The following is an 18,139-nucleotide window of genomic DNA, read 5'->3' as shown; positions in this document are numbered from 1 at the left end:
GTGCAACTAAATGTCTCGTGTAGGTAAAAAACCAATCGAAGTACCAGCAGGCGTTACAGTTACTATTGATAAAAGTACTGTAACGGTGAAAGGTCCTAAAGGTGAATTAACTCGTACTTTTAATTCTGATATTGCGATCAACTTAGAAGAAAACGTGATTAATGTAACTCGTCCTTCAGATGTGAAGGAACATCGTGCATTACATGGAACAACTCGCGCATTGTTATCAAACATGGTTGAGGGTGTTTCAAAAGGCTTTGAAAGAGGTCTTGAATTAATCGGTGTCGGGTACCGTGCTCAAAAACAAGGAAGCAAACTTGTGTTGAACGTAGGTTACTCTCATCCAGTAGAAATCGAACCAGAAGCTGGTATTGAAATCGAAGTACCATCTGCTACGAAAGTAGTTGTAAAAGGAACTAGTAAAGAGCGTGTTGGAGCACTTGCTGCTAACATCCGTGATGTTCGCCCACCAGAACCTTATAAAGGTAAAGGTATCCGTTATGAAGGCGAATATGTACGTAGAAAAGAAGGTAAAACTGGTAAGTAATGCCGCATAGGTAAACGAAAGGAGTGACCTAAATGATTACGAAGGCTGATAAAAATCAAGTCCGTAGAAAAAGACACGCACGTGTGCGTTCTAAACTTAGCGGAACTGAAGCTCGTCCTCGTTTAAATGTGTTCCGTTCAAACAAACACATTTACGCTCAACTAATTGATGATGTTAAAGGTGTAACAATCGCAAGTGCATCTTCATTAGATAAAGAGCTTAACCTTGAATCTACTGGTAATTTAGAAGCTGCAGTTAAGATCGGTGAATTAGTAGCGAAACGTGCAGTAGAAAAAGGAATTAAATCAGTAGTATTTGACCGCGGAGGATATTTATATCATGGTCGCGTTAAAGCTTTAGCTGATGCTGCTCGTGAGAACGGCCTAGAATTTTAATAGACAAAGGAGGGACATAAAAAGATGCGTCGTATTGATCCAAACAAACTTGAACTTGAAGAACGCGTAGTTACAGTTAACCGTGTAGCGAAAGTTGTTAAAGGTGGACGTCGTTTTCGTTTCTCTGCTCTAGTAGTAGTTGGGGACAAAAATGGTAACGTTGGTTTTGGTACTGGTAAAGCTCAAGAAGTACCAGATGCTATTCGCAAAGCGGTTGAAGATGCGAAGAAAAATCTTATTGAAGTACCAATGGTTGGTACAACAATTCCACACGAAATTATCGGACATTTCGGAGCTGGTGAAATCCTATTAAAGCCTGCTTCAGAAGGTACTGGGGTTATCGCTGGTGGTCCAGTACGTGCTGTGCTTGAACTAGCTGGTGTAGCTGATATCTTATCTAAGTCATTAGGTACAAACACACCAATTAACATGGTTCGTGCTACTTTAGACGGTTTAAAACAATTAAAACGTGCTGAAGACGTAGCAAAGTTACGTGGAAAATCAGTAGAAGAACTGTTAGGATAAGGAGGGAAATTAGATGGCAAACAAACTGGAAATTACCCTCACTAAAAGCGTAATTGGTCGTCCGCAAGACCAACGCGAAACAGTTAAAGCTTTAGGATTACGTAAAGTAAATCAAACAGTTGTTCAACAAGATAATGCTGCTATTCGCGGTATGATCAATAAAGTATCACATCTTGTAACTGTATCAGAAAATTAAAAATCATTCTTCTTCAAATAAGGAGGTGCCAAAATGAAACTTCATGAATTAAAACCTGCAGAAGGTTCTCGTCAAGAACGCAAACGCAAAGGGCGCGGTATCGGTTCAGGTAATGGTAAAACTGCTGGTAAAGGTCATAAAGGTCAAAATGCACGTTCAGGTGGGGGTGTAAGACCAGGATTCGAAGGTGGTCAAACTCCTTTATTCCGTCGTTTACCAAAACGTGGTTTTACTAATATCAACCGTAAAGAATACGCTATTGTTAATTTAGATACTCTAAATCGTTTTGAAGATGGAACTGAAGTAACTCCAGAACTTCTTATCGAAACAGGAGTTGTTAGTAACGAGAGAGCAGGAATTAAAATTCTTGCAAAAGGCAACGTAGAGAAAAAGCTTACTGTTAAAGCTCACAAATTCTCCTCTGCTGCTAAGGAAGCTATTGAAGCTGCCGGCGGTCAAACAGAGGTGATCTGATGTTTAAGACAATCTCCAATTTTATGCGCGTGGGTGAAATAAGACGAAAAATCATATTCACCCTATTAATGTTGATTATATTTCGTTTAGGTACTTTTATTCCTGTACCTTATGTAAATGCAGACTTCTTAAAAGCACAAGATGCTTTCAGTGCCTTCGGAATTTTAAATACTTTCGGTGGTGGGGCACTTAAAAACTTTTCTATTCTTGCAATGGGGATCATGCCATATATTACAGCATCCATTATTGTAAGCTTATTACAAATGGATGTTGTTCCAAAATTTACGGAATGGTCAAAGCAGGGTGAGGCTGGGCGTAGAAAGCTGACACAATTTACGCGTTACTTTACAATCGTTCTAGCTCTTATCCAAGGCTTTGGTATGTCATATGGTTTTAATAATCTTGCAGGTGGTGCACTGATTACAAAACCTGGATTTGCATCCTATCTAGTTATTTCTATTGTATTAACAGCAGGAACTGCCTTTTTAATGTGGTTAGGTGAACTAATTACTTCTAAAGGTGTTGGAAATGGTATTTCTATTATCATTTTTGCTGGTATTGCTGCAGGAATTCCTTCAATGGCTAATCAAATCTATGCACAGCAGTTTGACAATCCAGGTGATCAATTATTTCTCAATATTGTAAAGCTAGCTTTAATTATTATAGCTGTCGTTGCAATTGTAGTTGGGGTAATTTTTATCCAGCAAGCTCTTAGAAAGATACCGATTCAATATGCAAAAAGAATGGTAAATGGTAATAGCAGCGCAGGCGGACAATCAACACATTTACCGTTGAAAGTAAACTCTGCTGGTGTTATTCCAGTTATCTTTGCAGTTTCCTTCTTGGTAACTCCAAGAACAATTGCATCGTTCTTACCGCAAAATGACGTTACTTCCTGGATACAAAGAGTATTTGATTATACTCATCCAATAGGAATGATTATATATACAGTGTTAATTATTGCGTTTACTTATTTCTATGCTTTCATTCAGGTGAACCCAGAACAAGTTTCTGAAAACCTGAAGAAACAAGGTGGATATATCCCAGGTATTCGTCCTGGTAAAAGTACGCAAGAATATTTGTCACGTGTTCTATCTCGTTTAACATTAGTTGGAGCTCTATTCTTAGCCATTATTGCTATACTACCTGTATTTTTTATTAATATTGCAGGACTTCCACAATCTGCACAGATCGGTGGAACAAGTATTATAATTGTGGTTGGGGTTGCATTGGAGACAATGAAGCAATTAGAATCTCAACTAGTTAAACGACACTATAAAGGTTTTATTAAATAGTATAATTTAGGGGACGTTTGTCCCTTGAATTTTATGTAAGAGAACTTGAGGGGGAATACGCATGAATTTAGTCTTAATGGGGCTCCCTGGCGCAGGTAAAGGTACTCAAGCTGAGAAGATTGTCGAGAAATATGACATCCCTCATATCTCAACTGGCGACATGTTCCGTGCGGCTATGAAAGACGAAACAGAACTTGGACTTAAGGCAAAATCTTTTATGGATAAAGGTGAACTTGTACCTGATGAAGTTACAATCGGTATTGTTCGCGAAAGACTTAGCAAGGATGACTGTGAAAAAGGCTTTCTTTTAGATGGTTTTCCTCGTACTGTTCCTCAAGCAGAAGCTTTAGAAAATATTTTGTCTGATTTAAATAAGAAATTAGACTTTTGTATCAATGTTCAAGTGGATAAAGAGATCTTAATGGAGCGTTTAACAGGACGCCGCATTTGTAAAAGCTGTGGTGCAACCTATCATTTAGTATTTAATCCGCCATCTAAGCCAGATACTTGTGATCGTTGTGGCGGCGAATTATACCAACGTGCTGATGATAATGAAGCAACTGTTAAAAATCGCTTAGAAGTTAATATTAAGCAATCTAAACCATTACTTGATTTCTATGAGTCAAAAGGCTATCTTCGTAACATTAATGGTCAACAAGATATTAATAAAGTTTTCGTAGATCTTGATGCACTACTAAGTACTTTAAAATAAAAGTGACTTTTGCTTTGACTAATCTGTTATCTAGCATGGAAATGAATCAGAGATAATAAATAGAAGAATTGGGATGAAATGGCTGAGGAGTTTATTCCTAAACATGATGCATTTCCTTTTTTCAAAAGGTATAATAATTTTCATGGTTATATCTGTAACAAAAAAAGCATAACCGTGTTATTTTGACATGTTTATCTTCGTTAAAAGATTAATCAATTTAGATAATTGGTGCAGAGTATTTTGGATTTCATGGTAACTCCGCTTAAATTGCTTTTTTATCTAGTAGTGAAGAAGGTAATGTAACTATTATTCTTTCTATTATGACGATTGGTATTAGACCAGGTGTGCAAGTTGTCGAACGCTCTACGAAATCCTTTAAATACGAAATCTATGTGGCTTTTCAAGTGAAAACAAGTATGTAGTGGAAGATTTAAGGCTAGACTTTTGAAGGTGATTTATTTTTCTTGGAATTGTCTATACGTTGCATGCTTACTTCTATACGATAAGACACAAGCTGTTGATAGAATGTTCGTAAATCAAAGGAAAGATCATTTCTTTTCTATTAATGAATGATCTACCAAAGCTAAGTTTAGTTGGTAGCATTAAACTTATTATTATTTCTTCCCTATAAATATATTTTTTTATAATTAATAGCGGACGAAGTACCTATTCTTATGATATAATCATTTAGTTGCAGTTTAATGCAGTTTTATTATATTATAGGAGCAGTTCAGAGTAGTTTAATGTGCACGATCGTGTGACAAGAAGAGCTACACTTTGCTATATTAGTTAAGATGGATCTCGTATTTTTTATGGAAAGGAGAGATATTCGATGGCTAAAGACGATGTAATCGAAATTGAAGGCACAATCACTGAAACTTTGCCGAACGCCATGTTTAAGGTAGAATTAGAAAATGGTCATACTGTATTGGCTCACGTTTCTGGTAAAATCCGCATGCATTTCATCCGTATTTTACCTGGTGATAAAGTAACGGTTGAGTTATCTCCATATGACTTAACTCGCGGAAGAATTACTTACCGCTTTAAATAATCTGATTGCACTCCGTACTATCAAGGAGGTTAGGATAATGAAAGTTAGACCATCTGTTAAACCAATCTGCGAAAAATGTAAAGTTATCCGCAGACGTGGTAAAGTTATGGTTATCTGTGAAAACCCTAAACACAAACAAAAACAAGGTTAATAACAAGGAGGTGCGCATATAGATGGCACGTATTGCTGGTGTGGATATTCCACGTGAAAAACGTGTAGTAATATCTTTAACATACATTTACGGTATTGGAAAAAATACTGCACAACAAGTATTAGCAGAAGCAGGTGTTTCTGAAGATACACGCGTTCGTGATTTAACAGAAGATGAATTAAACAAAATTCGTGATATTATCGACCGTTTAAAAGTAGAAGGGGATCTACGTCGTGAGATTTCTCTAAACATTAAGCGTCTAATGGAAATTGGTTGTTACCGTGGTCTTCGTCACCGTCGTGGCTTACCAGTTCGCGGACAAAACACGAAAAACAACGCTCGTACACGCAAAGGTCCTCGTAAGACTGTAGCTAATAAGAAAAAATAATCGGTAAAGGAGGTACAATATAATGGCACGTAAAACTAATACACGTAAACGTCGTGTTAAAAAGAATATTGAAGCTGGTGTAGCTCATATTCGTTCTACTTTCAATAATACTATCGTAACTATTACAGACGTTCATGGAAATGCTCTTTCATGGTCAAGCGCAGGTGCACTTGGATTCAGAGGTTCTCGTAAATCTACTCCATTTGCTGCACAAATGGCTGCTGAAACTGCTGCTAAAGCATCAATGGAACACGGTATGAAAACTTTAGAAGTAACAGTTAAAGGACCAGGTGCAGGTCGTGAGGCTGCAATTCGTGCTCTTCAAGCTGCAGGACTAGAAGTTACAGCAATTAGAGACGTAACTCCAGTTCCTCATAACGGTTGCCGACCACCTAAACGTCGCCGAGTTTAATTTTTCTGTATAAATTTTGTATCCTTGTCTATAATGGGATATGACTAAAACTTTTAGAACCCGTACAGATTTATTAACTAACCCAGTTGTTGTGCACAAGCGGGAACGTAAACATGGGGAATTTCGGTAAAGCTTACCGGGGTTTCGACGTTTTGAAGGAGGGTATATCTTGATGATCGAAATAGAAAAACCAAAAATCGAAACGGTTGAGATCAACGATGATGCCAAGTATGGTAAATTCGTCGTCGAGCCACTTGAGCGTGGATATGGTACTACTTTGGGTAACTCCTTACGTCGTATTCTACTATCCTCACTGCCAGGTGCCGCTGTCACATCCATTCAAATTGATGGGGTACTTCATGAGTTCTCAACAATTGAAGGCGTCGTAGAAGATGTTACAGCTATCATATTAAATATCAAAAAACTAGCATTGAAAATATACTCTGATGATGAAAAAACTTTAGAGATTGATATGCAAGGTGCAGGAGTAGTTACAGCAGCAGATATTACACATGATAGTGATGTAGAGATCTTAAATCCAGATCTTCATATCGCAACTCTAGGTAGCAACGGTAATTTCCGTATGCGTTTAACTGCAAAGCGTGGTCGTGGTTACACACCAGCAGAGCAAAATAAACGCGAAGACCAACCTATTGGTGTAATTCCTATTGATTCTATTTTCACACCGGTATCTCGTGTTTCTTATCAAGTAGAGAATACTCGTGTTGGTCAATTGACTAATTATGATAAATTAACTTTTGACGTGTGGACTGACGGTAGTACTGGTCCTCAAGATGCTGTTGCACTTGGTGCAAAGATTTTAACTGAGCATTTAAATATCTTTGTTGGTTTAACTGATGAAGCACAAAATGCTGAGATTATGGTAGAAAAAGAAGAAGATCAAAAAGAAAAAGTTCTTGAGATGACAATCGAAGAATTAGATCTTTCTGTTCGTTCTTATAACTGCTTAAAGCGTGCTGGTATTAATACCGTACAAGAATTAGCAAATAAGACGGAAGAAGATATGATGAAAGTTCGAAACTTAGGTAGAAAATCTCTAGAAGAAGTAAAACATAAATTAGAAGAGCTTGGATTAGGCTTAAGAAAAGATGACTGATTAGTCTCTTGACTATGTCTATAAAGCTTGTACTTTAACAAAAGGAGGGAATCTCACATGGGTTACAGAAAGTTAGGACGCACAAGCGCACAACGTAAAGCAATGTTACGTGACTTAACTACAGACTTAATCATCAATGAGCGCATTGAAACAACTGAAGCTCGTGCAAAAGAACTTCGTTCTGTTGTAGAAAAAATGATTACACTTGGTAAACGTGGAGATCTACATGCACGTCGCCAAGCAGCTGCTTATGTACGTCACGAGGTAGCTAACGCTGAAACAAAACAAGATGCTGTACAAAAATTGTTCAGTGATGTTGCTGCTCGTTATACTGATCGTCAAGGTGGTTACACTCGTATCATGAAAATGGGACCTCGTCGTGGAGACGGAGCACCAATGGTAATTATCGAGTTAGTGTAATAGGATTTAAAAGAAACTTAGGGTGCGGGACAGTTTATAATGTTATGAAACTTGTTCAAGTGCCCTTTTTCTTTAATTCTCGCTTTTTGATCAAGCCAAAATAGAGTGTTACGATGAGCATTTATTTTTATTAATGACTCGTCTAGCTCGTGCGCCTCTTCTTTCGATTCATCGTTCGAATGAGGTGCGGGCTTTTTTCATTTTTAATTAGGACTGCAGGGTGCTAAGAAGTGGAATACCATAAGATATATTTTAACAAGCATAGAAATAGGATATCAAAGATTATACAAATAATCTTATGTTAAACCAATTCAAAGCTCGCCCAATTGGCGAGTTTATTTTTTTATTATCTATGGTTTATGGTTAGTGAGAGTATCACCTCTTGCTTATGAAATTTCGTGAAAGATAGGTGGGAAATCTACTGTCCGTTTAGGTACGATTGCTTCAACTAATCATCAGTGAGGCTGTAGGAACTGCCCACTGATGTAAGTTTCATTTTATGTAACAATTTGTACTTTGATTATAAAGGTTTTATATATTATATTATCGATAATATCTAGTAAGTAAATGGTGGGGTTGTAATGGACCAAAAGATTTTAGTAAAGGTAGAAGATGTATCCTTTAAATATGAGGAGCAATTAGAGAACGCCCTTGATCATGTTTCTTTTCATGTTAATAGGGGGGAATGGGTTGCTATAGTTGGGCATAATGGTTCCGGTAAGTCTACGCTAGCTAAGTTATTAAATGGATTACAATTCTCTAATGAAGGTTCAATTATAATAGATAGTATTCCGATAACGGAAGATTCTGTGTGGGATATTAGAAAAAAGGTTGGAATGGTATTCCAGAATCCCGATAACCAGTTTGTTGGTACAACGGTTAAGGATGATGTGGCTTTTGGTTTAGAAAATAACGCAGTTCCAAGGAATGAGATGGTAACAAGAGTAGAAAGTTCTTTAGAAAAAGTTAAGATGTTATCTTTTCTTGATCAAGAGCCACATCATCTATCTGGTGGACAAAAGCAGAGAGTCGCTATTGCAGGAATTATTGCATTGAAACCTGAAATTATTATATTAGATGAGGCTACCTCTATGCTTGATCCGCAAGGAAGAGAAGAAGTTTTTGAAATCATGAGAGATTTACAAAAGGAAAATATGACGATTATCTCCATTACCCATGATTTAGATGAGGCTGCTAAAGCAGACCGTATCATCGTAATGAATAAGGGGAAAGTGTATAAAGAAGGAAGTCCTAAAGAAATTTTTAAGCTTCAGAAGGAACTTGTAGATATTGGTTTAGACATCCCTTTTACAATTAAATTAAGAGAAAGTTTAATGAACAAGGGGATTTCATTAGAAGAAGTATATTTAACAGAAGAAGAGTTGGTGACAGGCATATGGACATCTCACTTCAAAAAGTAGAGTATCGTTACCAGGAAAATTCGCCGTTTGAACGTTTAGCGATAGAGGATGTAAACTTTGACATTCCATCAGGAAGCTATGTAGCAATTATTGGCCACACTGGATCTGGCAAATCGACTATTTTACAGCATCTTAATGCTCTTATAACACCAACTAAAGGAACGGTCGTAATAGGTGACCGTAAAATTGAAGGTGGACAAAAGCACAAGAACCTGCGGAGTATACGGCAAAAAGTAGGTATTGTTTTTCAGTTTCCAGAACAGCAGCTGTTTGAAGAAACGGTTGAAAAGGATATTTGTTTTGGTCCTCTTAATTTTGGGATTTCAGAGTCGGAGGCAAAGAAAAGAGCAGAAAAGGCATTAGGAGAAGTGGGATTATCAAAAGAGTTCCTCCTAAAGTCTCCTTTTGATTTATCTGGTGGTCAGATGAGAAGAATTGCCATTGCGGGTGTTTTAGCAATGGAGCCGGATGTACTTGTTTTAGATGAGCCGACAGCTGGTTTAGATCCAAGAGGCAGACGAGAAATAATGGATATGTTTTACAAGCTTCATAAGGAGCGAAATTTAACGACCATTTTAGTTACGCATAGTATGGAAGATGCAGCACATTATGCTGATCAAATTGTTATTATGAATAAAGGGAAAGTTCATCGCCAGGGAACTCCGCTTGAGATATTTAGGGATGCAGAAGATTTGGCCACTATTGGGTTGAATGAGCCTGAGGTGGTTCGATTTCAAAAAAAAATAGAAGAAAAATTTGGAATAAAAATGGGACAAGTACATTTAAAGATGGAAGACTTCACAGAAGAGCTGGCAGTGTATTTAAAAAAGAAAGTAGGGAGTAGTTAATGGGAAAAATGATTATTGGCCGTTTTATTCCCGTTGATTCGCTATTGCATAGAATGGACCCCCGTTCAAAATTACTGCTTGTTTTTCTATTTATTTGCATTGTGTTTTTAGCTAACAATATTTGGAGCTATTCTTTATTAATTATATATGTAGGTACGTTAGTAGCTATATCTAATGTACCGATAAAGTATATTTATTTAGGATTAAGACCCATTTTTTGGCTAATTATCTTTACGTTTATCTTGCATTTATTTTTCACGAAGAATGGAGAGCTATTGTTTGAATGGGGATGGATTACCATTTATGAAGAAGGCGTGAGAATGGGAGTTCTGATTTCGATTCGATTCTTCCTGCTTATTATCATGACATCCTTGCTTACGTTAACAACTACCCCAATTGAATTAACAGATGCAATTGAAACACTGTTAGGGCCGTTAAAGAAAGTGAAATTTCCTGTCCATGAATTGGCGCTTATGATGTCTATTTCTTTGCGGTTCATCCCCACTTTAATGGATGAAACAGAGAAAATTATGAAGGCTCAGATGGCAAGAGGAGTAGAATTTTCTAGTGGTTCCATTAAAAGTCGGATTCAAGCAATTATTCCTTTATTGATTCCTTTATTTGTTAACTCCTTTAAACGGGCGGAGGAGCTTGCTATTGCGATGGAAGCACGCGGTTATCAAGGCGGAGAAGGAAGAACAAAGTATCGTCAATTAGTATGGAATCCAATCGATACAATCATGATTATTATTTTGATACTAGTAACAGCCTTGCTGTTTTTATTAAGAACATAGTGGAGAATATGATGCAAAGATACAAATGTACAATAAGCTATGACGGTTCAAATTATAGTGGTTTTCAGATTCAACCAAAGGATCGAACGGTGCAAGGTGAAATCGAAAAGGCTTTAAGAAAGCTTCATAAAGGGATAGAGATAAAGATTCAGGCATCAGGTAGAACCGATGCTGGTGTTCATGCGAAGGGACAAGTTATTCATTTTGATAGCGCTCTTGATATTCCAGCTGAAAAATGGCCGGTTGCACTAAATACCTTGTTGCCCCATGATATAGTAATAGCTGATGCTGTGAGAGTGTCTGAAGCCTTTCATGCAAGATACAATGTAACTGCAAAAGAATATCGTTACTTTATTCAATTAGGGGAGCGGAGAGATCCATTTAAACGCCATTATGCCTATTATTATCCATATACTCTAAATGTGGAGGCAATGAGAGAGGCACTTACCTATTTTATTGGAGAATATGATTTTACTAGTTTCTGCTCTGCTAAGACAGACAAAGAAAGAAAAGTAAGAACTGTAACGGGAATAAAGTTAACAGAGGAGGAAGATATGCTAATATTTTCCTTCCAAGGGAATGGGTTCCTTTATAATATGGTGCGCATCATGGTTGGAACATTGCTAGATGTTGGAAGAGGCAAAAAATCTCCGCAGGATATCCCTATGATTATTGAGAAAAAAGATAGAAAAGCAGCTGGGAAAACTGCTTCTGCGAATGGATTGTATCTTTGGAAAGTAATGTATGAATGAATGCCGTATATGTCACGCCACAATTATAATTTCTATGATGTTGAAATGCCGAAATAGCTTATTTATAAGTAAAAATCATTATTTAGTGAGTGAAAACAAAAAGAAAACTAATTTTTTTCTCATAACAACTAAACCTGGTGTAACATTCCCTTGACATATACTAGTCTAGGATATATCATAATATGGTATGTATTTTAATCCCACATTAAGCCCCGGAACTTAATTGTGTGAACATATAGACGTAAGAACAGAACATTCGTAATTTAAAACAAATTATAATTAAACATTTCAGGAGGGAAACTCATGCGTACAACGTTTATGGCTAATTCAAACACTGTTGATCGTAAATGGTACGTGATTGATGCTGAAGGCAAAACTTTAGGTCGTCTTGCTAGTGAAGTAGCATCAATTCTACGTGGTAAACATAAACCAACTTTCACACCTCATGTGGATACTGGTGATCATGTAATTCTTTTAAATGCTTCAAAAATTGAATTGACTGGTAAAAAATTAACTGACAAAATTTACTACCGTCACTCTATGCACCCAGGTGGATTAAAGCAAAGAACTGCTTTAGAAATGCGTACTAACTATCCAGAGCAAATGTTAGAACTTGCAATCAAAGGTATGCTTCCAAAGAATTCTCTTGGTCGTCAAATGTATAGAAAATTACACGTATATGCTGGTAGCGAACATCCGCACCAAGCTCAACAACCAGAAGTTTACGAACTTCGTGGATAATTAATAAAGGGAGGTAAAACAAATGGCACAGGTTCAATATATCGGTACTGGTCGTCGTAAAAGCTCTGTTGCTCGTGTACGTTTAGTTCCAGGTGACGGACAAATCATCATCAATGGTCGTGAAATCGAAAGTTATATCCCGTTTGCAGCTTTACGCGAAGTTGTTAAACAACCACTAGTAGCTACTGAAACTACTGGAAGCTACAATATTTTAGTAAATGTTAACGGTGGAGGTTATACTGGTCAAGCTGGCGCTATCCGTCATGGTATCGCTCGTGCTTTACTTCAAGTAGATCCTGAGTACCGTCCAACATTAAAGCGTGCAGGATTATTAACTCGTGACGCTCGTATGAAAGAACGTAAAAAATACGGTCTTAAAGGCGCTCGTCGTGCACCTCAGTTCTCAAAACGTTAATTATCAATGTTTCAAAGGCTCTCAACCGATTTGGTTGGGGGTCTTTTTTATGTCTGAAAAGTGCTTTTGACCACACTTTGACCACGAAAATATTTTTGACCACATCTGACCACATCTCATAACTCAATATATCTTTGAAACTTTTGTGCAGTTTGCTCTTTTAGCGTATCTGTTACGTGTGTATAGATGTTCATCGTCATTTGTATATCAGAGTGGCCTAACCGCTCCTGAACCTCTTTTATACTGGCTCCTGCTTCGAATAAAAGGGAAGCATGAGTATGACGTAAACCATGTATTGTAATTTTGTGTAGGTTATGTTTTTTGATTAAAGCGGCCAGCTTTTCGTTTGGATAGGCTAACCGCATCGGAGAGCCATCATCCCTGTCAAAAACCACCTTGTTATTATTCAAATAACCTTTCCCGGCTAAATAAGCTTCATTTTGCTTTATACGCCATTTATTAAGCAGAGAGAGGGTTAGAGGATCCAAGCTAATTAAACGCTTAGATTCCCTTGTTTTGGACGTTTGGAAGATGAATTTACCATCATGATGAAATAACGTTTTGTTTAACCGTATGGAGCCAGCTTCGAAATCAATATCATCCCATGTAAGGGCTAAAATTTCTCCCTTGCGTGCACCGGTATAGATTAACAGATGAAAAAGTACATGATCTCGAAAATCTAATTCATGTTTCGTTATTGAAAGGAAATTACGTATCTCATCCTTTTTCCAATAATTCCGCTCATCCGTTTCATTATCCTCATTAATAATTTCATTTTGCTGTCTTGGTATGGTGACATGCTCTAATGGATTCCTTTCAATAATCTCCATTTTTAAAGCATATTTGAATACTTGGTTAGCCTGTATTTTTATGTCATTTACCGATTTAATTAATTGAGCGATTTCATTGATCATTTTTTGGCAATATGGTCTTGTTATTTCTTTTATTTTCAATTTGCTGAAGCGGGGCAATATATGCCTATTGAATTTGGATTCAATGGCTTTCTTTGTGCTTAATTTAATCGTTTTCGAATGATTGGAAAACCATTGATCGTATACATTCTGAAAAGTCAGGTTGTCATTCTTTATTGATCTTCCGCTCGCTATTTCTTGTTCAAGCTTGGCAGCAGCTATTTGTGCTTCTTTTTTGGTTTTAAAGCCCCTTCGGGTTGTAGTTTGTCTTTTTCCTGTTTCGGGATTAATTCCAGTGTCCGTCTTAAATAACCACATTTGACCTTGTTTGGTTGTGTATTTTTGAAATGATGCCATTTTTTCACCTCATTTAACCGTTTTTCTTATTAGCGTAAATTTCACATAAGTTATTTAAGTTCATATCTAATGTGGGTTTGTGCTCTAGATATAGTTTTATACATTCATAAGGTGTTGAAGGGTCTTGCCCGTAATTATACTTAAATCCCATTTTCATACTAAAAATAAAATCCACAACTTGGAATAGATGCTCAAATGTTTTAGATGTTTCTCTTACATCTGTTGCTTCTAGTTCATCCCCAATGATTATAGTCAACTGGTTAATGATGTCTTCTGCTTTTTTCCTAATATCAGGAGTAGCTTGTTTCAGTAGATCTTCAAGCAGGCTAAAATCCCTTTGGAAACCATATTGATCTGATGTTCTTATGTCTTGTTTTCCGGTTAAATAATCGACGCTTACATCGAAGAAATCAGCCAATGCTAAAAAGGTTGAAACATTCGGTTCCCGGTCTTCCCGCTCGTAATTTCCTAATGTAGTAAAGGGAATATTCAACTTGTCGGCTAAGTCTCTTAAAGTCATATTCTTTTCCCTTCGTAACGTTCTAATTCGTTCTCCAAACATAATTTATCAACCTCCAATGAGTAATTACAAATCAATATTACACATAATGAATACAAATATCAACTTGAATTTCTCAAAACGGGATGATATTGTTTATTTGTACCCAATATGAGTAATTAGGAGATGTTTAAAAGATGAAATGTACAAAACTAATAAAACAAGAGCATCACCTGAAAATTGACAGTAAAAAAATTAAACTTGCTCGAGCGGAAATGGGGTGGACAATCACTAAATTGGCTGATGTATCTGGTGTAAATAGAAAAACCATTGGTGAAATCGAAAAGGGGACTAAAAAAAAGGTACGGTTTTCTACAATCAAACAGATTGCTGAAAACCTAAATAAAGAAGTAGAGGATCTTTGTACTCAAGTTGAAAAAGGGGGATAAATAAATGAATATAAAGCTAGAATTCCCAGAAGAAACGCTAATCATAAATCGGACAGATTTAAAAAATGCATTACAGGAGCTTCTAATGGAATTACAAGAAGAAAACGGGCATGATCAAATATTAACCATAAAAGAAGCTGCCGATTATTTAAAGGTCAGTGTACCCACAATTCGAAACATGATTTCAAGCAAAGAAATTCCTTTTTTTCAAAGAGGGCAAATCATTCGTTTAAATCGCTGGGATGTACAGAAATGGTTGCGAAATAATTCTGGCTGAAGCGGGTGAAGTGTGATGTTAGGATGGGTTAAGCTTTATCGGGATTTATTGCATAAGCCTATTTGGATAGAATCCACACCGGAACAAAAAACCATTCTAATAACACTTCTTTTGATGGTTAATCATCAAGAAAAACAATGGGAATGGCAAGGGGAACCTTATAACGTTACCGCTGGCCAGGTAATTACAAGCTTGGAATCCATTGTTGAAAAATGCGGTAAGGGGATTTCAATTCAAAACGTAAGAACTGCAATAAAGCGGTTTGAAAAATTCGGTTTTCTAACAAATGAATCAACAAACAAAAATAGGCTTATAACCATTAATAATTGGGAGGATTATCAGAATAATGGAGATGGATTAACAAGCAACTTAACAGGCGGCCAACAATCAATTAACAATCGACTAACAACTAACAAGAATGATAAAAAATTAAAGAATGATAAAGAAGTAAAAGATTCTTATTGTCGCAAGTCAAAAACTTACGACGAAAAAAGCATACCGTATCAATTAGCATTAAGACTTTTAAATAACATTAGGGAAAATAATCCGGGATTTAAAGAACCAAATCTTCAAAAATGGTCGGATGACTTTCGTTTAATGATAGAAAGGGACAATCGTTTACCAGAAGAAATATCCACCGTGATTGATTGGTGTCAGCAAGATTCCTTTTGGAAGACAAATATACTTTCTCCATCAAAATTAAGAAAACAGTATGATCAATTGGTTCTGAAAATTCAAACAAGCAGAAATGTAATAAGGAAAAAGAGCCAACAGCATTTTTCATTAGATCGCCCTAGTCATTGGGAAGAACCAAAACCAATTACAAAAGATGAATTTGAGAAAATGAAAGAATGGGAAGATGAACTCCCATTTTAGGAGGTTAAACTATGAGAGTTGCGAGTAGCTTTCTACCTGAGGATGAGAATAACATTTACAAAAAGGCTGTTTTTAGACTCATGCCAGAATTAGAAGGGCATGAGCTAGAAGCGGATTTTCTTAAAAAACTTGTATGCCCGCAGTGTGGACAAGAAAGTGCATCCGCTTTGGTTTACCGCCTAAATAATAATGACAGTTGGAAGCAGTTAGGTGAAACATTCAAATGTTGTAGATGTAGGGATAGGGATATGCTTAATCTTTCTATGGAAAAAGGTTTAAAGGAGCAAAGTCAGCTCATATCTGAAAGGCTTATGAACGACTATTTTCTTCTCCCCGAAAAATTAAAGGGTTCAGGTTTTAAGGATTACCATGAAACTAATCCCGTTACTACTGTTGCAAAACAAAGGGCAATTTCCTATGTGAAAACATTTTTAGCTTCCGAACAAGATCGCTACAACCTTTTAATTCAAGGCAATCCGGGAACAGGAAAAACACATTTGTGTGTAGCTATTGCCAGAACGCTAAAAGAAAAAGGTTTTATAGTTGGGTTTTTAACCACAGGACAATTACTTTCAAAAATTAAATCTACGTATAACAAAGCATCTATCATAACAGAAGAAAATATCTTTAAGGATTTAAAAAAGCTAGATTTATTGATTTTGGATGACTTGGGTGCGGAAGCATCGGGAGGAAATGATGATTGGAGAAAGAGTATAATTTTTGAAATAGTAGAAAGTCGGAGTGGTAAACCGACAATCTACACGAGTAATTTGACGGATCAAGACTTACCTATGGTCGTAGGAGAAAGAGTCTTTAGCCGTCTATACGATAATACAAAATTCATTGACTTATTTACAGAAGATTACCGAAAAAAACTTCGGATAAAATAATTATTTCGTGGAGGGATTGAGAATGAAGGACAACAAAACAAGGCAAAAGTTTATTTAATTAAGAGCGAAAGGGATCAGCTTTAGTAAAATTGCCAAGGAACTTAACGTATCGAAGTCAACGCTTATTGCGTGGTCAAAGGAACATCTCATGGAAATAGAAAATATGAAGGCAGTTGAAATTGAATCGTTACAGGAGCAATTTTATATGACAAAAAAAGCCCGTATCGAATTATTAGGACGGCAAGTTGAGCGCATGAAAAAGGAACTTGAAAATAGAGACTTTTCAGATGTCCCGTCGGACAAATTGTTAGATACGTTAAATAAAACGCTAATCCAGTTAAAGAATGATGAAATAGAAATCACTTTCAGAGGGGAGGGCGATACGTTGGAGGATTTAGTAAGCACTATGAATACAGTTACATGGAAACCATAACAAATCCAAAATCAGCCCAAAATAGATATAAGGGTGATATTTCATAGAACAGTTCGAACGAGACGTACAGGAGTGTGGGAGGTCGGGGGTTAGTCACCCCCTCCTACTCAATTTCATTATGGTGTACGTTATAGTAATGTGAATGGGATGATTTTCTTTACATGTTTTCCAACAAAATATATTAAGAAAGCTTTCAGTCTATAGGAACCCATCATTTATAGCGATGTGAAACATATCTTGTGGTACAGTATTCAAGGTCAAAGATGACTTCACCGCTGCACGTTTCTGTTACTGATTCATTTTTAAAACATGCAATATCAAGTGATCTTAAACATTCGACAAAGATTGGGACGGATGCTCCAGGACTGACTGTAGCGACTATTGCTGAACCTGCAATATCAGTGACGCGGACTTCCATGGAACAGCCGCTAGCCGAATTGCCTGTGTTCTTTATCACAATCAACCCGCTAAAATCAAGGTTCGAACGGCTGGTAAAATGGTTGTAATAATTACAATCGCAGGGTTGTGAGATAGGGCCGCAATGTTTAAAGCATCTTAGTTCTTCTTCCTTTCTGCAGAAATCAAATCCTTTGATTTCTTCTGGGCAGAGTTTATGATCATCATTACAATTGTCTTTGGGAATATCATCAGATTCACCTAGCATCATTTCGAAAATATTGGAATCACCATTAAATTCTTCACAACCATCCCATTTGCACTTGTGTTTTTCACAATCAACGCATTTGCACTTGTCTTTCCCGCAATCCTCGCATTTGCACTTGTGTTTTTCACA

At 36.7% G+C, this 18,139-nt stretch carries 27 protein-coding genes; 24 read left to right on the top strand and 3 right to left on the bottom strand.

Annotation, left to right across the window (positions count from 1 at the left end):
• The first annotated feature begins 10 nt into the window (after window positions 1-10).
• The 19 genes from rplF to rpsI all read left to right on the top strand — a co-directional run bounded on the left by rplF (window position 11) and on the right by rpsI (window position 12,654).
• A complete protein-coding gene (gene rplF, locus ACTNDN_RS12405; protein WP_031537908.1) occupies window positions 11-547 on the top strand; it encodes a 50S ribosomal protein L6 in 537 nt (178 codons plus the stop codon).
• A gap of 32 nt (window positions 548-579) precedes the next feature.
• Window positions 580-942 carry a 50S ribosomal protein L18 gene (gene rplR / locus ACTNDN_RS12400; RefSeq protein WP_031537909.1) on the top strand — a complete coding sequence of 121 codons (363 nt, stop codon included), beginning with the start codon at window positions 580-582 and terminating at the stop codon, window positions 940-942.
• 24 nt (window positions 943-966) lie between these two features.
• Complete coding sequence (gene rpsE / locus ACTNDN_RS12395) at window positions 967-1,467, top strand: 30S ribosomal protein S5 (protein ID WP_016204573.1); 501 nt, start codon at window positions 967-969, stop codon at window positions 1,465-1,467.
• A gap of 13 nt (window positions 1,468-1,480) precedes the next feature.
• Window positions 1,481-1,663, top strand: a complete 183-nt coding sequence (gene rpmD, locus ACTNDN_RS12390; RefSeq protein WP_031537910.1) for a 50S ribosomal protein L30 — start codon at window positions 1,481-1,483, stop codon at window positions 1,661-1,663.
• A 33-nt stretch (window positions 1,664-1,696) separates the two neighbouring features.
• On the top strand, window positions 1,697-2,137 hold the full coding sequence (gene rplO / locus ACTNDN_RS12385; RefSeq protein WP_031537912.1) for a 50S ribosomal protein L15: 441 nt from the start codon (window positions 1,697-1,699) through the stop codon (window positions 2,135-2,137).
• The gene (secY, locus tag ACTNDN_RS12380; RefSeq protein WP_031537913.1) at window positions 2,137-3,432 is read left to right on the top strand and encodes a preprotein translocase subunit SecY; all 1,296 of its coding nucleotides are present in this window, start codon (window positions 2,137-2,139) and stop codon (window positions 3,430-3,432) included. The genes rplO and secY overlap by 1 nt, the downstream gene beginning before the upstream one ends.
• 61 nt (window positions 3,433-3,493) lie before the next feature.
• The gene (locus ACTNDN_RS12375) at window positions 3,494-4,144 is read left to right on the top strand and encodes an adenylate kinase (protein WP_031537914.1); all 651 of its coding nucleotides are present in this window, start codon (window positions 3,494-3,496) and stop codon (window positions 4,142-4,144) included.
• 832 nt (window positions 4,145-4,976) lie between these two features.
• Entirely contained in the window at window positions 4,977-5,195 is a 219-nt protein-coding gene (infA, locus tag ACTNDN_RS12370; RefSeq protein ID WP_016204578.1) for a translation initiation factor IF-1, read from the top strand.
• Window positions 5,196-5,232: 37 nt separating this feature from the next.
• A complete protein-coding gene (rpmJ, locus tag ACTNDN_RS12365) occupies window positions 5,233-5,346 on the top strand; it encodes a 50S ribosomal protein L36 (RefSeq protein WP_000868344.1) in 114 nt (37 codons plus the stop codon).
• A gap of 22 nt (window positions 5,347-5,368) precedes the next feature.
• On the top strand, window positions 5,369-5,734 hold the full coding sequence (gene rpsM, locus ACTNDN_RS12360) for a 30S ribosomal protein S13 (protein WP_031537915.1): 366 nt from the start codon (window positions 5,369-5,371) through the stop codon (window positions 5,732-5,734).
• Window positions 5,735-5,756: 22 nt separating this feature from the next.
• Window positions 5,757-6,146, top strand: a complete 390-nt coding sequence (gene rpsK, locus ACTNDN_RS12355; protein WP_031537916.1) for a 30S ribosomal protein S11 — start codon at window positions 5,757-5,759, stop codon at window positions 6,144-6,146.
• Between the two features lie 172 nt (window positions 6,147-6,318).
• Window positions 6,319-7,263 carry a DNA-directed RNA polymerase subunit alpha gene (locus ACTNDN_RS12350; protein WP_109768975.1) on the top strand — a complete coding sequence of 315 codons (945 nt, stop codon included), beginning with the start codon at window positions 6,319-6,321 and terminating at the stop codon, window positions 7,261-7,263.
• 57 nt (window positions 7,264-7,320) lie between these two features.
• Complete coding sequence (gene rplQ, locus ACTNDN_RS12345; protein ID WP_048717887.1) at window positions 7,321-7,683, top strand: 50S ribosomal protein L17; 363 nt, start codon at window positions 7,321-7,323, stop codon at window positions 7,681-7,683.
• A 581-nt stretch (window positions 7,684-8,264) separates the two neighbouring features.
• Window positions 8,265-9,104, top strand: a complete 840-nt coding sequence (locus ACTNDN_RS12340) for an energy-coupling factor ABC transporter ATP-binding protein (RefSeq protein ID WP_048717885.1) — start codon at window positions 8,265-8,267, stop codon at window positions 9,102-9,104.
• Window positions 9,080-9,952 carry an energy-coupling factor ABC transporter ATP-binding protein gene (locus ACTNDN_RS12335; protein ID WP_031540204.1) on the top strand — a complete coding sequence of 291 codons (873 nt, stop codon included), beginning with the start codon at window positions 9,080-9,082 and terminating at the stop codon, window positions 9,950-9,952. The genes ACTNDN_RS12340 and ACTNDN_RS12335 overlap by 25 nt, the downstream gene beginning before the upstream one ends.
• A complete protein-coding gene (locus tag ACTNDN_RS12330) occupies window positions 9,952-10,746 on the top strand; it encodes an energy-coupling factor transporter transmembrane component T family protein (RefSeq protein WP_031540203.1) in 795 nt (264 codons plus the stop codon). Before ACTNDN_RS12335 ends, ACTNDN_RS12330 begins: the two co-directional genes overlap by 1 nt.
• 11 nt (window positions 10,747-10,757) lie before the next feature.
• A complete protein-coding gene (truA, locus tag ACTNDN_RS12325; RefSeq protein WP_285846554.1) occupies window positions 10,758-11,498 on the top strand; it encodes a tRNA pseudouridine(38-40) synthase TruA in 741 nt (246 codons plus the stop codon).
• Window positions 11,499-11,801: 303 nt separating this feature from the next.
• A complete protein-coding gene (rplM, locus tag ACTNDN_RS12320) occupies window positions 11,802-12,239 on the top strand; it encodes a 50S ribosomal protein L13 (RefSeq protein WP_016204587.1) in 438 nt (145 codons plus the stop codon).
• Between the two features lie 22 nt (window positions 12,240-12,261).
• Window positions 12,262-12,654: a 30S ribosomal protein S9 gene (gene rpsI, locus ACTNDN_RS12315; protein ID WP_016204588.1), complete on the top strand. Its 393-nt coding sequence runs from the start codon at window positions 12,262-12,264 to the stop codon at window positions 12,652-12,654.
• A 116-nt stretch (window positions 12,655-12,770) separates the two neighbouring features.
• Here rpsI and ACTNDN_RS12310 read toward each other — a convergent pair whose 3' ends face one another.
• Together ACTNDN_RS12310 and ACTNDN_RS12305 are read right to left on the bottom strand one after the other, a co-directional pair.
• Window positions 12,771-13,922 (bottom strand): site-specific integrase, encoded by a 1,152-nt coding sequence (locus ACTNDN_RS12310; protein WP_047943732.1) that lies wholly within the window; start codon window positions 13,920-13,922, stop codon window positions 12,771-12,773.
• 13 nt (window positions 13,923-13,935) lie between these two features.
• Complete coding sequence (locus ACTNDN_RS12305) at window positions 13,936-14,484, bottom strand: helix-turn-helix domain-containing protein (RefSeq protein ID WP_051641032.1); 549 nt, start codon at window positions 14,482-14,484, stop codon at window positions 13,936-13,938.
• Window positions 14,485-14,618: 134 nt separating this feature from the next.
• Here ACTNDN_RS12305 and ACTNDN_RS12300 point away from each other — a divergent pair, with 134 nt between their 5' ends.
• The 5 genes from ACTNDN_RS12300 to ACTNDN_RS12280 all read left to right on the top strand — a co-directional run bounded on the left by ACTNDN_RS12300 (window position 14,619) and on the right by ACTNDN_RS12280 (window position 17,346).
• Entirely contained in the window at window positions 14,619-14,870 is a 252-nt protein-coding gene (locus ACTNDN_RS12300) for a helix-turn-helix transcriptional regulator (RefSeq protein ID WP_031540231.1), read from the top strand.
• A gap of 4 nt (window positions 14,871-14,874) precedes the next feature.
• Complete coding sequence (locus tag ACTNDN_RS12295) at window positions 14,875-15,147, top strand: helix-turn-helix domain-containing protein (RefSeq protein WP_031540233.1); 273 nt, start codon at window positions 14,875-14,877, stop codon at window positions 15,145-15,147.
• Window positions 15,148-15,162: 15 nt separating this feature from the next.
• Window positions 15,163-16,023, top strand: a complete 861-nt coding sequence (locus tag ACTNDN_RS12290; RefSeq protein ID WP_051641033.1) for a hypothetical protein — start codon at window positions 15,163-15,165, stop codon at window positions 16,021-16,023.
• Between the two features lie 11 nt (window positions 16,024-16,034).
• Window positions 16,035-16,913: an ATP-binding protein gene (locus ACTNDN_RS12285; RefSeq protein ID WP_047943733.1), complete on the top strand. Its 879-nt coding sequence runs from the start codon at window positions 16,035-16,037 to the stop codon at window positions 16,911-16,913.
• A 148-nt stretch (window positions 16,914-17,061) separates the two neighbouring features.
• Complete coding sequence (locus tag ACTNDN_RS12280) at window positions 17,062-17,346, top strand: hypothetical protein (RefSeq protein ID WP_031540237.1); 285 nt, start codon at window positions 17,062-17,064, stop codon at window positions 17,344-17,346.
• A 211-nt stretch (window positions 17,347-17,557) separates the two neighbouring features.
• On the opposite strand, the gene ACTNDN_RS12275 is transcribed toward ACTNDN_RS12280, so the two are convergent.
• Window positions 17,558-18,139: S-Ena type endospore appendage (locus ACTNDN_RS12275; RefSeq protein ID WP_441131291.1), on the bottom strand; the 582-nt coding region annotated here is incomplete at its 5' end.

The sequence above is a fragment of the Niallia sp. HCP3S3_B10 genome, from assembly GCF_052064465.1.
In the GTDB taxonomy this organism is placed as follows: Bacteria; Bacillota; Bacilli; order Bacillales; family Cytobacillaceae; genus Niallia; species Niallia hominis.
This window is presented reverse-complemented; position numbering and strand designations above follow the sequence as displayed.

Bases quoted from the DNA above. Each gene is read 5' to 3' on its own strand.
- rpsM (WP_031537915.1), top strand. From the start codon at position 5,369: ATGGCACGTATTGCTGGTGTGGATATTCCACGTGAAAAACGTGTAGTA.
- rpsE (WP_016204573.1), top strand. From the start codon at position 967: ATGCGTCGTATTGATCCAAACAAACTTGAACTTGAAGAACGCGTAGTT.
- ACTNDN_RS12280 (WP_031540237.1), top strand. From the start codon at position 17,062: ATGGAAATAGAAAATATGAAGGCAGTTGAAATTGAATCGTTACAGGAG.
- rpmJ (WP_000868344.1), top strand. From the start codon at position 5,233: ATGAAAGTTAGACCATCTGTTAAACCAATCTGCGAAAAATGTAAAGTT.
- rpmD (WP_031537910.1), top strand. From the start codon at position 1,481: ATGGCAAACAAACTGGAAATTACCCTCACTAAAAGCGTAATTGGTCGT.
- secY (WP_031537913.1), top strand. From the start codon at position 2,137: ATGTTTAAGACAATCTCCAATTTTATGCGCGTGGGTGAAATAAGACGA.
- ACTNDN_RS12295 (WP_031540233.1), top strand. From the start codon at position 14,875: ATGAATATAAAGCTAGAATTCCCAGAAGAAACGCTAATCATAAATCGG.
- ACTNDN_RS12340 (WP_048717885.1), top strand. From the start codon at position 8,265: ATGGACCAAAAGATTTTAGTAAAGGTAGAAGATGTATCCTTTAAATAT.
- ACTNDN_RS12305 (WP_051641032.1), bottom strand. From the start codon at position 14,484: ATGTTTGGAGAACGAATTAGAACGTTACGAAGGGAAAAGAATATGACT.
- rpsK (WP_031537916.1), top strand. From the start codon at position 5,757: ATGGCACGTAAAACTAATACACGTAAACGTCGTGTTAAAAAGAATATT.
- rplF (WP_031537908.1), top strand. From the start codon at position 11: ATGTCTCGTGTAGGTAAAAAACCAATCGAAGTACCAGCAGGCGTTACA.
- ACTNDN_RS12350 (WP_109768975.1), top strand. From the start codon at position 6,319: ATGATCGAAATAGAAAAACCAAAAATCGAAACGGTTGAGATCAACGAT.
- ACTNDN_RS12330 (WP_031540203.1), top strand. From the start codon at position 9,952: ATGGGAAAAATGATTATTGGCCGTTTTATTCCCGTTGATTCGCTATTG.
- ACTNDN_RS12375 (WP_031537914.1), top strand. From the start codon at position 3,494: ATGAATTTAGTCTTAATGGGGCTCCCTGGCGCAGGTAAAGGTACTCAA.
- rplM (WP_016204587.1), top strand. From the start codon at position 11,802: ATGCGTACAACGTTTATGGCTAATTCAAACACTGTTGATCGTAAATGG.
- rplQ (WP_048717887.1), top strand. From the start codon at position 7,321: ATGGGTTACAGAAAGTTAGGACGCACAAGCGCACAACGTAAAGCAATG.
- ACTNDN_RS12290 (WP_051641033.1), top strand. From the start codon at position 15,163: ATGTTAGGATGGGTTAAGCTTTATCGGGATTTATTGCATAAGCCTATT.
- ACTNDN_RS12300 (WP_031540231.1), top strand. From the start codon at position 14,619: ATGAAATGTACAAAACTAATAAAACAAGAGCATCACCTGAAAATTGAC.
- rpsI (WP_016204588.1), top strand. From the start codon at position 12,262: ATGGCACAGGTTCAATATATCGGTACTGGTCGTCGTAAAAGCTCTGTT.
- ACTNDN_RS12285 (WP_047943733.1), top strand. From the start codon at position 16,035: ATGAGAGTTGCGAGTAGCTTTCTACCTGAGGATGAGAATAACATTTAC.
- ACTNDN_RS12310 (WP_047943732.1), bottom strand. From the start codon at position 13,922: ATGGCATCATTTCAAAAATACACAACCAAACAAGGTCAAATGTGGTTA.
- rplR (WP_031537909.1), top strand. From the start codon at position 580: ATGATTACGAAGGCTGATAAAAATCAAGTCCGTAGAAAAAGACACGCA.
- infA (WP_016204578.1), top strand. From the start codon at position 4,977: ATGGCTAAAGACGATGTAATCGAAATTGAAGGCACAATCACTGAAACT.
- truA (WP_285846554.1), top strand. From the start codon at position 10,758: ATGCAAAGATACAAATGTACAATAAGCTATGACGGTTCAAATTATAGT.
- rplO (WP_031537912.1), top strand. From the start codon at position 1,697: ATGAAACTTCATGAATTAAAACCTGCAGAAGGTTCTCGTCAAGAACGC.
- ACTNDN_RS12335 (WP_031540204.1), top strand. From the start codon at position 9,080: ATGGACATCTCACTTCAAAAAGTAGAGTATCGTTACCAGGAAAATTCG.